18 protein-coding genes are annotated in these 14,746 nt (G+C 45.4%); 1 reads left to right on the forward strand and 17 read right to left on the reverse strand.

The genetic code is table 11. From position 1 onward, the window contains the following. The 4 genes from ACWVCM_RS04345 to gspG all read right to left on the reverse strand — a co-directional run. Positions 1 to 276: PulJ/GspJ family protein (locus ACWVCM_RS04345; protein ID WP_455200491.1), on the reverse strand; the 276-nt coding region annotated here is incomplete at its 3' end. Positions 277 to 282: 6 nt separating this feature from the next. Continuing rightward, a complete protein-coding gene (gene gspI, locus ACWVCM_RS04350; protein ID WP_455200492.1) occupies positions 283 to 669 on the reverse strand; it encodes a type II secretion system minor pseudopilin GspI in 387 nt (128 codons plus the stop codon). Continuing rightward, on the reverse strand, positions 662 to 1,234 hold the full coding sequence (gene gspH, locus ACWVCM_RS04355) for a type II secretion system minor pseudopilin GspH (RefSeq protein WP_455200493.1): 573 nt from the start codon (positions 1,232 to 1,234) through the stop codon (positions 662 to 664). Before gspH ends, gspI begins: the two co-directional genes overlap by 8 nt. 69 nt (positions 1,235 to 1,303) lie before the next feature. Beyond that, positions 1,304 to 1,765, reverse strand: a complete 462-nt coding sequence (gene gspG / locus ACWVCM_RS04360) for a type II secretion system major pseudopilin GspG (protein WP_455200494.1) — start codon at positions 1,763 to 1,765, stop codon at positions 1,304 to 1,306. 226 nt (positions 1,766 to 1,991) lie between these two features. On the opposite strand from gspG, the gene rrtA reads away from it, so the two are divergent. Further along, the gene (gene rrtA / locus ACWVCM_RS04365; protein ID WP_455200495.1) at positions 1,992 to 2,612 is read left to right on the forward strand and encodes a rhombosortase; all 621 of its coding nucleotides are present in this window, start codon (positions 1,992 to 1,994) and stop codon (positions 2,610 to 2,612) included. An 11-nt stretch (positions 2,613 to 2,623) separates the two neighbouring features. Here rrtA and ACWVCM_RS04370 read toward each other — a convergent pair whose 3' ends face one another. The 13 genes from ACWVCM_RS04370 to ACWVCM_RS04430 form a co-directional block, all read right to left on the reverse strand. Next, positions 2,624 to 3,130, reverse strand: coding sequence for an O-acetyl-ADP-ribose deacetylase (locus ACWVCM_RS04370; protein ID WP_455200496.1), 507 nt, complete (start codon positions 3,128 to 3,130; stop codon positions 2,624 to 2,626). Positions 3,131 to 3,132: 2 nt separating this feature from the next. Then, a complete protein-coding gene (locus tag ACWVCM_RS04375) occupies positions 3,133 to 3,540 on the reverse strand; it encodes a ClpXP protease specificity-enhancing factor (protein WP_455200497.1) in 408 nt (135 codons plus the stop codon). A 98-nt stretch (positions 3,541 to 3,638) separates the two neighbouring features. Continuing rightward, the gene (locus ACWVCM_RS04380) at positions 3,639 to 4,229 is read right to left on the reverse strand and encodes a glutathione S-transferase N-terminal domain-containing protein (protein ID WP_455200498.1); all 591 of its coding nucleotides are present in this window, start codon (positions 4,227 to 4,229) and stop codon (positions 3,639 to 3,641) included. A 253-nt stretch (positions 4,230 to 4,482) separates the two neighbouring features. Next, positions 4,483 to 5,220 carry a cytochrome c1 gene (locus tag ACWVCM_RS04385; RefSeq protein ID WP_455200499.1) on the reverse strand — a complete coding sequence of 246 codons (738 nt, stop codon included), beginning with the start codon at positions 5,218 to 5,220 and terminating at the stop codon, positions 4,483 to 4,485. Next, on the reverse strand, positions 5,221 to 6,441 hold the full coding sequence (locus tag ACWVCM_RS04390) for a cytochrome b (RefSeq protein ID WP_455200500.1): 1,221 nt from the start codon (positions 6,439 to 6,441) through the stop codon (positions 5,221 to 5,223). It lies immediately after the preceding gene. Continuing rightward, positions 6,441 to 7,037 (reverse strand): ubiquinol-cytochrome c reductase iron-sulfur subunit, encoded by a 597-nt coding sequence (gene petA / locus ACWVCM_RS04395; protein ID WP_455200501.1) that lies wholly within the window; start codon positions 7,035 to 7,037, stop codon positions 6,441 to 6,443. Before petA ends, ACWVCM_RS04390 begins: the two co-directional genes overlap by 1 nt. Positions 7,038 to 7,392: 355 nt before the next feature. After that, positions 7,393 to 8,430 carry a hypothetical protein gene (locus ACWVCM_RS04400; protein WP_455200502.1) on the reverse strand — a complete coding sequence of 346 codons (1,038 nt, stop codon included), beginning with the start codon at positions 8,428 to 8,430 and terminating at the stop codon, positions 7,393 to 7,395. A 99-nt stretch (positions 8,431 to 8,529) separates the two neighbouring features. Further along, positions 8,530 to 9,054, reverse strand: coding sequence for a c-type cytochrome (locus tag ACWVCM_RS04405; RefSeq protein ID WP_455200503.1), 525 nt, complete (start codon positions 9,052 to 9,054; stop codon positions 8,530 to 8,532). 11 nt (positions 9,055 to 9,065) lie between these two features. Then, positions 9,066 to 9,596 (reverse strand): DUF3341 domain-containing protein, encoded by a 531-nt coding sequence (locus ACWVCM_RS04410; RefSeq protein ID WP_455200504.1) that lies wholly within the window; start codon positions 9,594 to 9,596, stop codon positions 9,066 to 9,068. A gap of 2 nt (positions 9,597 to 9,598) precedes the next feature. Next, complete coding sequence (gene nrfD, locus ACWVCM_RS04415) at positions 9,599 to 11,017, reverse strand: NrfD/PsrC family molybdoenzyme membrane anchor subunit (RefSeq protein WP_455200505.1); 1,419 nt, start codon at positions 11,015 to 11,017, stop codon at positions 9,599 to 9,601. Between the two features lie 59 nt (positions 11,018 to 11,076). Then, positions 11,077 to 11,910 carry a 4Fe-4S dicluster domain-containing protein gene (locus ACWVCM_RS04420; RefSeq protein ID WP_455200506.1) on the reverse strand — a complete coding sequence of 278 codons (834 nt, stop codon included), beginning with the start codon at positions 11,908 to 11,910 and terminating at the stop codon, positions 11,077 to 11,079. A gap of 2 nt (positions 11,911 to 11,912) precedes the next feature. After that, on the reverse strand, positions 11,913 to 14,123 hold the full coding sequence (locus tag ACWVCM_RS04425) for a molybdopterin-dependent oxidoreductase (protein WP_455200507.1): 2,211 nt from the start codon (positions 14,121 to 14,123) through the stop codon (positions 11,913 to 11,915). An 86-nt stretch (positions 14,124 to 14,209) separates the two neighbouring features. Beyond that, on the reverse strand, positions 14,210 to 14,746 hold a 537-nt coding region (locus ACWVCM_RS04430; RefSeq protein WP_455200508.1), incomplete at its 5' end, for a cytochrome c3 family protein.

The following is a 14,746-nucleotide window of genomic DNA, read 5'->3' on the forward strand; positions in this document are numbered from 1 at the left end:
ATCATTACCTATAACGGGTGCCACAAACTCACCGTATTCATTGCGGATCCCACGGTCAACAATTTGCTCAATGTCGCGAGCAAACCACGTCATGGTTAATTGCAACTGATGCAACTGTTCGGAATGAACTTCTGTTTGTTGGCGTGCGATTAATACGTTGTTCAATCCGCTATAAGCAATTGCAGACATGATCGCAAATATAGCCATTGCAACGACAAGTTCCAGCAGGGTAAATCCCTGAGCCTTAGTTTTGCTGAAATATTTAGTTCGCTTCATTGCGATTTAACTGGGTGGTTGCTGCACATAACCCACAAGGGTGATTATTGGATACTCATCATCTTCATCAACACGCACTCTTATATAAACTTTGCGTATTTTTTCAACCGGGGTTTTTTCCACTTCCTGTTCCCAGTGCCATTCATGTTCAGCCATTAAGGACGTACCCGTTGTTTTTTTAATAGATGGCCATTCCCTGTCATTTGCGATATGCAGCTCAGCCATTTTGTTCATCGCCACCCAATGTGCCAGGGTTCGTTCTTTTAAACCGGTGGCATTACGCACGTTGGCCGATACTGTCATCATGACCGCAGCCATAGCCGTGGCGATAATACCCAGCGCTACGATAACCTCAATTAAGGTAAAACCTGTTTGTCGTCCACGCTTAACCACCAAACGCATCCTCTGGCTCAGGTTGCTGGAAGAGAATTTGCCCCGTTAAACTGCCAGTAACAGTATATTCGGCTTCGCTTTCACCTTTCAGGGTAAGACTGAATGGTGTTACTTCTCCGCTGGATAACAGATAGATTTGTACCGGTTTCTCTGAATCGTTGAGATTCACTTCCTGGTCGTAAACCAGCATTTTTACACTGAGGTTTTCGGGAAATTCACGACTACGAAAGAATTTGTCACCTTCAATAGGTTCCCACTTAGGACCAACCAGTTGTGCAAAACTATATCCATCCGTATTAATCAGCAGGGACATTTCCTGGGCACTGAGTATTGCCTCTTCCGTGGCAAGACGCAGGAGGTGATGTATGCGCTTCGCCTCGTCTTCAACATAACGATCGCTATGCTGACTTATGGACAAACTACCGAAGGTAACAATAACGCCGATGATAAAAACCACAACAATAATTTCAAACAGCGTGAATCCACGTGTTTTGTACATTAAGGTTGGGCGAATTGTCTTCATCACAATGACTGAGGTAGTGGCATTGAAGCCTGGTTGGGACAAAAAGCACCGCTTATTAGGGAATGAATAAACGGTGCCTACATTGGATTAGAAATATGAAATTGAAATAACTTACCCTAGATCCGCATTACTAATATCAGCGTTCGCGCCTTCTCCTCCGATTTGAGCATCAGCACCCTGTGATTTGATTTCCACCGTACCATCTGTTTCCAGATAAAGGTATGGCTCGCCCCAGGGATCTTTCGGTAAACGATCCATATAACGTTTCCAGTTTTTCGGTTCCGGTGTACCTGCTGGTTTTGTGACTAATGCTTCTAATCCCTGATCCGTAGTAGGATATACAAAGTTGTCCAGTTTATATAAGTTAAGCGCGCTTTCCAGAGCCCTGATATCCTGTTTAGCCTTGGTGATGCGGGCATCGTCCGGCCGATCCATCACCCTTGGCACCACGATAGCAGCCAGGATACCTAAAATAATGACCACCACCATCACCTCAATTAAGGTGAATCCGGTGATATGACGACGACCGTTTATTACAGAAAATTGTTTCGCGTTACGACTTTCTACGTACACAATATACTCCCATGATTAAGCTAATTTGCAACTTGCAGTTATGGCGAAATTGATGACAATAATCCGAACTTGAGATTTGTCTATTTCTTCGAATCCGATACAATACGTATGCCAATGGTAGCAGGAATAGTGGCATTTTTGTGGTCCAGCTCACTTAATTTTAACGGTTATCCTGCCGAAGTTGCATAGAATTCTACCAACCATTAGTACATTTGATTGTTGTTCCATGGTAAATCCGCGCGCCAGAAAAGATAGTAAATTTAAGGTTTTCCTGAAAAGGCATTATCTACCTATATTGATCGCCATCGTTGTGACATTTATAGGGCTTTTTGGTTCCGATGTGACACTTTGGTTACGATATGACCGAAATGCCATACTGTCAGGTGAAATATGGCGCATCTTCACCGGCCATCTGGCCCATTTAACCTGGACTCATTTGTTCATGAATTTACTGGGCTTAGCCCTGGTCTGGGGTCTGTTTGATCGCCATTTGCCGGCAAAACGCTGGTTACATGCCACTTTATTTGCTGGATTTGGTATCAGCCTTCTCCTCATGGTGGTTGACCCTCACCTTCGTTGGTATGTTGGATTATCCGGTGTATTGCACGGCATGTTTATTGTGGGTTGCCTGTATGACATGAAAACCGGGCGCTGGGATTCCAAGTTGCTACTGGCCCTGATCATCGCCAAGTTGCTATGGGAGCAACTGGTGGGACCGCTGCCTGGCTCAGAAAAAACTGCCGGTGGCAGTGTAGTGGTTGACGCTCATTTGTTTGGCGCGTTTATGGGATTGATTACTTATTTCGTATTTCGTCGCGCAGACAACCGTACAGTGGTTGCAACGTAACACGCTCGACTCTAAACAGTCTCGCTAACCTGCTTCAAGGTGGCCTGGTAAAGTTCTACATCTTCCTGGCTATGGCAACAGGCAATAATCCTTTCAAATTGCGATTCGTATCCTTTCAAAGTTGTCAGGGCAATGCTTGCAGCTTCCGGTTTAGGATACCCGTAAACACCTGTACTTATCGCTGGAAAAGCGATACTCCTGATATTGTTAGCTAAAGCCAATTGCAGTGAACGTCGATAGCAACTTGTCAGCAATTCACGCTCACCTTGATGTCCGCCATGCCACACAGGGCCAACTGTATGAATGACAAATTTTGCCGGCAGATTAAATCCTGCTGTGATCTTGGCATCTCCTGTCTGGCATCCACCCAATGGTCGGCATGCTTCAAGAAGCTGTGAACCAGCAGCACGATGAATTGCACCATCCACTCCGCCGCCGCCTAATAAACTGGAATTTGCCGCATTAACGATTGCGTCAACTGGTAATGTTGTGATATCTGCTCTGACTATTTCGAGCACGGTTATTTCACGACACGTAGCTTAGGTTGCTTCGACCTGGACTTGCCTTTCGATTTAGCCGGACTGTCATCGCCACTATCGTCAGGACCCGGCGGTATATCATCGTCATCGGTAAACACCATGCCGCGGCCATTTTCTTTGGCATAAATGGCCATAGTTGCCAGCATAGGTACACATACGTACATTGGATTTCCGCTGAAACGCGCACTGAAATGAACTTCATCATTTTCAATTTCGAGATCATTGACTGCTGCGGGAGCGACATTCAGAATGATCTTGCCATCGGATACGTATTCTGTGGGAACCATGACATTATCCACAGTCGCGTTTACCAGCAGATAGGGAGTTAATCCGTTATCAACAATCCAGTCATAAATTGCCCGCAATAAATAAGGTCGACTGCTGGTCATACAACACCTGTTATTAACAAATATTTTTTAAGTATGCTTGAATAGCATCAACCAATAGACTGCATTTAAACGTTAATGCCTGCTTGTATTTAATCTGGTTATTGTTGCAATTCGCGTTCTGCTTCAGTGAGACTGGCCTGAAATGAATCCTGCTCAAACAGGCGCTCCGCGTATTCTTTAATGCCTTTCGCCTGTGGTGGTAATTCAACGCCGAAAGCGGATAGTCGCCACAGTATGGGAGCAACCGCGCAATCCATAAGAGAAAATTCATCACTCATAAAAAACGGTTTTTGTTCAAATATAGGAGATATTACAGTCAGGCTTTCTTTCAATTCTTTTGCGGCCTGGGCCACATCAGTGCCCGCAATTATTTTGTCGACCAGCACATCCCAGTCATGTTGAATTCGACGCAATGTCATACGAGTTCTTCCACGAGACACCGGATCTACCGGCATTAATGGCGGATGAGGAAAACGTTCATCAAGGTATTCCATAATTACCTGAGCATCGTAAAGCACCAGTTCACGATCCACGAGAACAGGCACACCACCGTAGGGATTCAGTTCTATTAAATCTTCTGGCGGATTGCTTGGATTTACATTCACAACTTCAAAGTTGATACCTTTCTCGGCTAACACAATACGAACACGATGACAGTGTATATCGTTGTCAGTTGAAAAAAGAGTCATTACGGACTTTCTATTGGCAATCAAGGCCATCACCACCTCTCCAGACTTCGACTTGATTAAAAGAAACTACCCGGCTAAAACAAAGCGCGCATTATACAATAAAAATCCGAGAATAGTAGAAAAATAGTTATAACTTACTGTTCTATATAGATTTATAATCTAAGCGCAAGTCCCGGATTATAGCGGTAGTAACGGCAGTGAGATAGATCAGACCAGTAAAGACGACCGTCCTACATTAGCCATATCAACATGGTTAGTGGACGTCTTTCCAGTATTCTTTCTTAAGGAAAAATACGACGATGAAAAAAATCGCCAGGTAGAGGATTACCCATTTTCCGGTTGCCAGACGGATCTGTTTGGTCGGCTCACCCATGTAGTGAAGATAATTGACGATATCACGCACCGCAGTGTCAAACTGTTCGGCGTTCAACTGACCGGTTTCGATCAGGTTCAGGTTGGTAATAACTTCCAGTTTTACACCTTCCGCGTTGGTATGTATATCGAACTGCGGAGCCTGCAAACCCTGTAATTCCCACAATACGTGAGGCATGGCGACATCTTTGAATACTGCATTATTGACGCCCCAGGGACGCGAACTATCCTGGTAAAACGAACGAAGATAGGTGTATATCCAGTCAACGCCTCTTGAACGGGAAACGACCGATAAATCCGGCGGCACCACACCGAACCAGCGCTTAGCATCTTCTGGTGGCATGGCGATTTCCATTAAATCTCCAACCTTTGCACCAGTGAATATAAACAGGCTTTCCAGTTGCGCTTCATCATAACCAAGATCCTGGCCAATTCTGTTGTAGCGCATCAACGTTGTCGAGTGACAGTTAAAGCAATAATTGGCGAACAAGGTCGCACCGCGGCGCAAGGATTCAGTGTCATTGGGATCAATGTTGGCTTTATCCAGCGGATAGCCATCGCTCGCAGCAAATGCATTGCCAGCCATTAATAGAATAATTAAAGGTAAAAACTTTTTCACTTATGTCACCCTGTCCGGCGGCGGTTTTGTTTTGTCCATCCTGGTATAAACAGGCATTAATAAAAAGAAGGCGAAATAGAGAAAACTGAACAGCCTGGAAAAAACCGTTGCCGTCGGCGTCGCTGCAACAGTTCCCAGGTAACCCAGGCCGATGAAGCTGACAACAAACAATGCCAAAGCAATTTTGTAGATTGGACCACGATAGCGAATGGATTTTACAGGACTGCGATCCAGCCATGGCACAACGAACAACACCGCAATCGCTGCACCCATCAGCATAACACCCAGAAACTTATCAGGTACCGCACGCAATATCGCGTAAAAAGGCGTGAAATACCATAGTGGTGCAATGTGTTCTGGCGTTTTTAAGGGATCTGCTGGAACAAAGTTGTCTTTCTCCAGAAACCAGCCGCCCATTTCCGGATAATAAAAAACTACTGCGGCGAAAATCATCAAGAATACAATTACCCCTAACATATCCTTCAGGGTAAAGTACGGATGGAAGGGAATACCATCAACGGGTATACCCTGCTCATTTTTATTTTTCTTGATTTCGATACCGTCAGGATTATTAGAGCCAACCCGGTGTAATGCAATCAAATGAAACATCACCAGGCCAATCAGTATCAAGGGGAACGCGATAACATGAAAGGCGAAAAAACGGTTCAGTGTTGCGTCAGCAACCACATAGTCGCCACGAATCCACAACGCCAGGTCATTACCAATCACTGGAATCGCACCAAACAGGGAAATAATAACTTGCGCGCCCCAGAATGACATTTGGCCCCAGGGTAATAAATAGCCCATGAAGGCTTCAGCCATTAACAGAACAAACAGCAATACACCAAATAACCATAGTAGTTCACGTGGTTTATGGTAGGAGCCATACAGAAAAGCACGAAACATATGCAGATAGATAACCACAAAGAAAAATGATGCACCTGTGGAATGCATATAGCGAATCAACCAGCCCCAGTTCACGTCCCGCATAATATATTCAACGGAAGCAAACGCAGTATCTGCGGTGGGCTTGTAGTTCATAGTTAGAAATATGCCGGTTATGACTTGAATTACGAACACCAGCATTGCCAGGGAACCAAAAAAGTACCAAAAATTCAGATTCTTTGGCGCATAGTATTTAACAAGATGATCATTCCAAAATTCTTTGGCAGGAAAACGGGCTTCTACCCACTCTTTACCGAGATAAAACCATTCACGCATTATGCACGCTCCGGATCAACGCCAATGAGAATTCGAGTATCGGTCACAAAACGATACGGCGGTACTTTTAAATTGGATGGTGCTGGAACGCCAGCATAGACGCGGCCAGATAAATCGTAACGGGAACCATGGCATGGACAGAAGAAACCACCTTTCCAGTCAGCGCCCAGATCCGCAGGAGCCAGTTCAGGTCGAAAGGTTGGCGCACACCCCAGGTGTGTGCAAATACCTTCCATAACCATGATGTCCGGTTTAATTGAACGGTATTCATTTTTAGCATAGTTAGGCTGCTGGGTTAATTCATCGGATTCAGGATCCCGCAATTTGTCGGAAATTTGCTTCATACGATCCAGCATTTCCTGATCTCGACGTAAAATCCAGATCGGTTTGCCTCGCCACTCGACAGTAAGAAGCTGGCCCACCCTCAATTTGCTGACATCAACATCCACGGGAGCACCCGCTGCTTGCGCTTTGAGACTGGGATCCATGGATAAAACAAAAGGCGTTGCTACATAAGCTACACCAACCCCCCCAACGGCTGTTGCGGCCGCTGTCAGAAGTCGGCGCTTTTGGTGGTCAACACCGTTATCACTCATTACTTGCTCCTTATACAACCAATTTTTTCATGATCCTGGTTTCCACCCGGCCTTATATGATGTGAAAGCATAGCAGAAGCATTTGGGGATGCATTAATTAAGTTATTAATATAATGATAAACTAATATTAAGTCCGTTTTGCTTATCATGATAGTCGCGGAAAACTTTAACTTATTGATTCTCAAAAAATTTAACTGATGGACCGAAAACGGGATTTAGCGAAAAAATATACCTGTAACCTTGACCGCAAAATAAAAACAACTCCGGCCAGGCGACTGAACAAAAAAAAGCCTCTCAAGAGAGAGGCTTTAAGGCGTTTATTATTGTTATACCGAAATTTCTGGACGACCCACCCTCAGGCTTTGATAAGTCCGTATCGATTTAACGTCCACTTCACGATACCAAAGGCGACACCAAAAACCACCACTGTTACCACGATGTCGAAAATCGATGTCATGGGCATATGGTAGTACTGCGGATCCACAGATCCAGACAACCAGGTATAACGCTCAATCCAGGTACCGATTAAAATCGAAGTGGCGACAGTAATAATGACTTTGGGGTTATGGCGGTTTGGTGTCCAGACTGCAAAAGTCAGGAATGGAATAAAAAACTTCAACACCAGGAATGTCCACCATAGTGGTGCCAGGTCATTTTGCATCATGGCGTGGAAACGATCCATTTCTTCCGGCAAGCGTCCGTACCACATGATGAGATACTGCGTGAAGTAAAAATAGGTCCACAATATCGTAAATGCCAACATCATCTGTGCAAGATAATTAAATACGAAGGGTTTAACTGGATTGGTCATCTTGCCTGAGGAGTACAAGGCATAAAGCATGATGGCGAACAGCGCCAGAAAACAGTGGAACATGGAAACAAACTGGTAAACACCATAACTGGCACTATGCCAGCCGGGAATCATGGTCATTTCGAAATCCCAGGCAACCATGCTGCCATAACTCACATAGAAAAATGGTATTAGTAAGGCAATATTTCTGAACTTACGCTGGATGGCATAAGGCGCGTTATCATCTGCCGCAAGATGCTGATACTTGATAAACATGGCGAACAAACCTGCGATAATCAATAAACCGATTATTTGACGCGCAACCAGGAAAGTATAGTTGTGCCAACCAGGAAGGTGATGATCAGCGTCATGCGCATGAGCCAACCACTGAAAGGTGTTGTCACCAAATACCAGCAAAATAATCAGCAAAAGCCCCGCCAATGGAACCAGTGAAAACAATGACACTGCAAAATAGCGAACCTGAAAGCGCCATTTACCGTTTGCCAGATGCAGGATTGATGCAAAGGTAACACCTGCAATCCCCATGTATAAGACAAATAAGAAATTGGTCGTTAATATGGACCAGCTACCAAAACCTTCCATTAACCTGTACCCCTATGTTATCGGTCAACACCTTGATTTGTTATTCACTAATAGTTAGTGCAATAATTTTACGTAACATCAGTTGTTGATGCTCAAATGCTATTTTGCTTCGTTCTTTAATTCATTCTTCACATAGTTCACTACGTGCCAGCGTTCTTCCACGGATAAATCATTCGAACCACCTTTTGCCGGATCCGCATTAGGCACACCATAAGCAGGCATCACAAAACTACCAAAAGTAATCGTGCCCCAGATCCAGCCTTCAGTTAGGTTGGATTGCACATAATCGTCGGTGAGATCAATGGCACCGATCTTCCCAGCAACAGGAGATTCAGCTTTACCGGTTAAGCCATGACAGGCTGCACAATAAATGCGAAACAAGCGACGGCCTTTCTTGATTGAATCTGCAGTGACTGGAATGGGATTTTTCAGTTCTTTAGCCTCATCACGATTGGCTACCTTGGTTGGTATACCGAAAACCGGAATCGACCGGCTAGGAAACGGACGCATCTCCCCTTCTTGCGGTTTAATACTGGGCTGATTCATCATATCCTGTGACCAGGGCCATGCAAGCACCGCACTTGGCATTATTAGAACAGCCAACAGAAATATTATTCTTCTCATTGCCACTCTACTCATGACTTCAGTACCTCTTCACGAATTTCTACAGCTTTGTGTTGCTTAAACAGATCCTTAACGGGTTCCAGGCATTCTTCGTCGACATCGATAAGTATACCGACCTGATCCAGACTGACTTTTTCACTGTAGAGGCTGTGACGCTTTCTTAACAAACCAGACAAAAACAGGAAAGCAAAAAAGGTACCCCATACTGCAAAGAAAATTAGCATTTCGTACATCAATACAAAGTTTGACGGCAGCGGCACAACCGGTTTACCACCTTGCGGTTGCACCAGGAATGTTGCTTGAGCGCCTGATAGAAAAAAGAATCCAAAAGTGACGCCAAAAATGGCACCCAATAAAGTAACTTTTTGTACATGCACCGGTCGTTCACCAAGGATCTCTTCAATTTCGGGATGCTCAATAGGTGACTTCAACGTGACATCATCAACCGACACACCCGGTATTTTTGTTTTTCGAATATCCGATATTGCAGCAAATGCTTCATCGAAGTCGCTAAATAAGCCCATAACACAATGCTTGCTCATTATTACGCTCCCTCCAGGCCGGGCTCACCCGATGTTGATTGTTGATCGTCTTTACGGCGATGGAACTTGGCCGCAGCGTCTTCATTAACCAAATGACGGCGACGATGAAATACCATTTCTTTTACTTCGTACATTGAAACTGATGGGAATATTTTCACGAATACCAGGAATAACAATCCGAACCAGCCGAAGCTACCAAAAACGATTGCCCATTCCACAATACTGCCCCACATGATGTCCCATTGATGCGGGCTGTGAGACATGGACAAAGTTGGTGCAACAATCATCCAGCGTTCGAAGAACATGCCAAGATTAAGTAGCAACGAAACTACAAACATGGTTGGCATGTGACGACGTAGTTTCTGAACCGCCAGAGCAAATGGAACCACCGAACCACAGAAAATCATGGTCCAGAACACCCAGGCATATGGACCTGTTGCTTTGGCAATTAACAGTTCTTTGTTGTAAATATCGTGACCATACCAGACAGAAGAGAACTCAATCAGGTTGAGGTAAGTCCAGACCATTGCAATGGCGAAGGTCAACTTACAGGTTTTCTCCATAATGGGTGTCGTCATGTATTCTTCAAAGCGGAAGAAATAACGCAGCAATACAAACAGGGTGATAATCGCCGCACATCCGGAGTACAAAGCACCCGCCACAAAGTAAGGAGGGAAAGTAGTCACGTGCCAGCCCGGCATAATGGACATGGCAAAGTCAGCGGATACGATGGAGTGCACTGATACCGCCAGGGGAATCAGAAAGCAAGCCATTAGTAGGTAGACTTTACGGAAATTGCGCCATTGCTTGTCGTGACCGGTCCAGCCCAATGATAGTACTGTATAGAGCTTTTTACGCCAGCCACGTGCGTTATCACGACAGATTGCCAGGTCAGGAATCATTCCAATAAACAGGAATAACATGGACGCTGATAAATAAGTACTAATCGCAAAAGCATCCCAGACCAGCGGTGAACGGAAGTTAGGCCAGTGACCGCGATTGCTCACATAAGGTAATACCCAGTACATGTTCCAGACACGACCCAGGTGAATAATCGGAAACAGACCCGCTGTCATCAGCGAGAAGGTTGTCATCGCTTCTGCAAACCGATAAATGGGTTTTCGCCAGTCAGCATGAATAATATGAAGAATCGCGGACAACAATGTTCCGGAGTGGCTCATACCAATCCAGAACACGAAGGTGGCAATATACATATCCCACATATGTGGATTGTTAAGGTTTGCCGGCCCCATACCTGTGGTGTACTGGATGTATTCCGCGAATGCGGCACATGCCAGCATCAGAAGACATATCCCCACGGCAATCCAGTAAGCTTTGCGTGGATTCTCCATACTGCGCAAGACATCTTCGTTGATCTTGGCCCACGCTATTTGTTCATTAATATCTTTTTCGTTATACATAAGCGCTCTTCACCGTTGTTATTCTTTAAAGCCTAGAAATTAATAGTGATTAACTCCAGTTAAACGTCTTCCCTCACCCGTTCCAGATACATGACTGAAGGGTCTACATTTAACTCTTCAAAAATTCGATAACCGCGCAATTCCGGATTGTCTTTCTTTTGCTTGGTTAAGCGGCGTTGTACCTGGTGCTTTTTCCATATCTTGGCAACCTGGCTGTTTTCATCCTTGTAGTCACCAAACACAATGGCGTTAGTTGGACATGCTTGTGCGCAAGCTGTCATTGCCTCACCATCGGCCACCGGACGGTCTTCCATTTTGGCCTTGTCTTTTGCGCTCCTGATACGTTGAACACAAAAGGTACATTTTTCCATGACCCCTTTATCCCGCACGGTAATGTCAGGATTAAGTTGCATATTCAGTGGCTCAGGCCAGGAATCTTCATAGTAGGAATAAAAATTAAAATAACGATTGCGATAAGGACAGTTATTGGAACAATAACGTGATCCAATGCAGCGATTGTAAACCTGGGCATTCAATCCGTCAGGCGTATGATAAGTAGCAGCAACCGGACAAACAGGTTCACAGGTTGCGGCATCACACTGTTGACACATCATGGGCAGGAAACTGGCTCCCTGCTCCGGATGATCCAGTTCGCTTTGATCCCAGTAACGTTCAAGACGCAACCAGTGCATAGCCTGGCCTTTTTCAAAGCGCTCTTTGCCAACTACGGCGAGATTATTTTCTGCGTAACATGCGGTTGAGCAGGCATTGCAGCCAATACAAATATCCAGATCGATCGCCATACCCCATTGATGCTCATAATCATGGAAACCACCTTCTTCGTGTCCTTTACGATACTGCGACCAGTTACCCAATAAGTTTTCTAAAGACATGTTTACGCTCCCTCCGTCCGGTTAACTTGCTTAGCCGGAACGGTAATAACAAACTTACGTCCTACCTGTGTATCACTTGCCCCTAACCGAACCACCACTTCTTTATCTCCGGTCGGGCTTGCGTTAACCCGAGTAGCATACATGGCTAACTCACCCGTTTTTTCTTCTTTTACCGGATTTAACAATTTCAATGGATTGACACCAAGACCTTTGGCATAGCGACCGTGCTCTTCATGCCCTTGCCCCATGGGGATGGCAATAACATCGGGATGAATACTCTTTATCACGACAGCTTGTACTTTCACTGTACCGTGTTCGGATTCAACGTTTATGATACTGCCGTGCTTAATGCCTAGCTTATCCGCTGTTGAAGGATGAATTTCTGCCCAGGAACCCCAAACTACTTTCGCGATTTGATCAGGCGCTTCCTGTAACCAGGGGAGATTGGCATGACGACCATCCCACAAACCGAGTCGTGCCGAAGCTACAAAGTGATAGGCGAACTTGGAGTCAGAGCTGCCAGCACCCGGATCATCAAACGATACCGGTGTTGCCGAAATTGATTTACTGCCATTGGAAACTTTTATCAGACCCTTTTGCAACGCAGCGTTCCAGGCATCATTGTCCGACATTCCTGCTTCTTTATACGCTGCCGGCATCGCGCTATGCGCATTTTTCAGATAAGCATAGTAATCAGCAAATACACTATAAACATCTTTCTTGGCCGCCTTCAGTAAATCCAGCATGATGTCACCAAAACCTTTTGTTTCGGCATACAGTTTTTCCATCAAAGGTTGTTGTACACCAATTGCGACCTGTCCCGGCTGATAAGCGGCTACATGAGTACCCCAATCCTCCAGGTAAGAAGCAGCAGGCAACACAACATCTGCCGCCATTGTGGTTTCATCCGGGTAGGAAGAAATTGCCACTTTGAAAGGCACATCATTTAACGCAGAATCCATTTCCATCGCTGCAGGTGCGGTATATTTCGGATTAGTACCGTAAAAGAATACAGCAGCCAGTTGCTTGCTCTTGGCCGCTTGCACGAAATCAAACAGATCACCGGTGCCGCCTGTCCTGGCCTGCAACTGATCGAATGGAAAATCGCCCCGGGATTCGATAGTCTGACCAACGTTACCTAACAAATGATTAAGTAACATTACAGCTGCAACAGACGCATAACCTTTGGCTTGTCCTTCAACAGGTGCGCCGGCCAATACCAGACTGGGCGAACGCTCTACAAGTAGCTCAGCAATGCGTTGCAAACGCTTTTCATCAACGCCGGCAGCTTTCGCAGCAGTAGCCGCGTCATATTTATTAACCAGTCCTTGCACATCCGCCGGTAAGGACGACATGTCTTTGCCATGATTCTTCACCAACAGGTTGGCAATACCCAACGCAAGCACACCCTCAGTACCTGGTTTAGCGGGAACCCATAAGTCTGAATTAGCACCGGTCAGTGACATCTTGGGTTCGATGGTCACCAGCAAACCACGTTGCTTTTGTTTACGAAACTTGGCGTACTCACCGGCAAAATGTACCGGGGAAATCCAGGTGCCAAGAAAATCTGCGCCAAAGGATAAAACCATTTGCGCTTTATCCAAACGCAAGCGAGGCATCGCCTCACCTAACATGTCTTTGTTGACTGCTTGCCAGACTGAAGTATTAATCGCTTCGTGAGCGTAATGGTTCTTGGAGCCTACCGCTTCAAGATGATTGTTAACCAACGCTGCCTGGTGACCACTCAGGGTACCCGTAAACCAGGCAACCTGATCAGCGCTGGCGGAAGACAATTTGCCCTGAATGGCGCCCATGGCTTTTTCCCAGCTAACAGGCACCAGGTTTCCACCTTCACGCATCATGGGCGTTTTTATTCGATCAGGATTGTAATGACCTTGCACTCCACCCTGTCCCATCATGCAGATATTGCCGTTGTTCATAGATGAACCGGGATTACCTTCCAGTTTCAACACACGGCCTTCGCGTACACGTCCGTGAATACCACAACCCGCTTCACATTGCGTACAAGTGGAGGCATACCATACGCCCACACCCGGGATGACATACTCTTCGGGCATTAAATAGGAAACGACGTCTTCCTTGCCTTCTTCCAGGGTTACAGTTGAAGGTAAGTCACATCCACCCAGGGCAGTGCCGGCACTCCCCAATCCCATAATCTTTAAAAAATTCCGACGGTCAATTTTTCCGCTCATAATTATTGTTCCGCTGTTTTAATTCAGTTCTTGATGATTCTTTTTGTTGGAAATCTGTTTTAGTAAAACCAACGTGTCCAGTAAAACTATTTGTGACACTTCCAGCAGTCACCAGGACCGCCATTGTTTATGTGACAAGTTTTACACCAACCCATATTTAATGGTTTTACCTTGTGTGCAACGGTCATGTTCTCTACTTCACCGTGACAGAAAGCACAGACTTCTTTTACGTTCTCAACTGGAAAATCACGATCAAACACAAACTTCTTCAAATGTTTCTCGTGAGTGAAATGCACGAAGTCAGGAACGTCATGCACTTTTTTCCAGGGGGGTGGAGTTTTGTTTTCCCAGTATTCGGTGAGTTTTTGAATGCGGGGTTTATCTGTTGCGATTACTTTGTGACAACCCATGCATTTACTGGTAGGAGGTATGCCGGCGACCTTGCTGCGACGCGCATAAGTATGGCAGTACATGCAGTTGATGCCATTTTCTTTTACATGGGTGTTATGTGGAAACTCGATGGGTTGTTCCACATTTTCGCCGTTATGGCTTCCACCTGGCGGAATGACCTCAGATGAGTTGGAAGATGATGAAACTACCACAAAGGGATATATGGCAAGTGC

The organism is Kaarinaea lacus (assembly GCF_975902315.1).

Coding starts and splice junctions, on each gene's coding strand:
- rrtA (WP_455200495.1), top strand. CDS start 1,992: ATGGTAAATCCGCGCGCCAGAAAAGATAGTAAATTTAAGGTTTTCCTG.
- ACWVCM_RS04375 (WP_455200497.1), bottom strand. CDS start 3,540: ATGACCAGCAGTCGACCTTATTTATTGCGGGCAATTTATGACTGGATT.
- ACWVCM_RS04380 (WP_455200498.1), bottom strand. CDS start 4,229: ATGACTCTTTTTTCAACTGACAACGATATACACTGTCATCGTGTTCGT.
- ACWVCM_RS04390 (WP_455200500.1), bottom strand. CDS start 6,441: ATGCGTGAATGGTTTTATCTCGGTAAAGAGTGGGTAGAAGCCCGTTTT.
- petA (WP_455200501.1), bottom strand. CDS start 7,037: ATGAGTGATAACGGTGTTGACCACCAAAAGCGCCGACTTCTGACAGCG.
- ACWVCM_RS04400 (WP_455200502.1), bottom strand. CDS start 8,430: ATGGAAGGTTTTGGTAGCTGGTCCATATTAACGACCAATTTCTTATTT.
- ACWVCM_RS04405 (WP_455200503.1), bottom strand. CDS start 9,054: ATGAGAAGAATAATATTTCTGTTGGCTGTTCTAATAATGCCAAGTGCG.
- ACWVCM_RS04410 (WP_455200504.1), bottom strand. CDS start 9,596: ATGAGCAAGCATTGTGTTATGGGCTTATTTAGCGACTTCGATGAAGCA.
- nrfD (WP_455200505.1), bottom strand. CDS start 11,017: ATGTATAACGAAAAAGATATTAATGAACAAATAGCGTGGGCCAAGATC.
- ACWVCM_RS04420 (WP_455200506.1), bottom strand. CDS start 11,910: ATGTCTTTAGAAAACTTATTGGGTAACTGGTCGCAGTATCGTAAAGGA.
- ACWVCM_RS04425 (WP_455200507.1), bottom strand. CDS start 14,123: ATGAGCGGAAAAATTGACCGTCGGAATTTTTTAAAGATTATGGGATTG.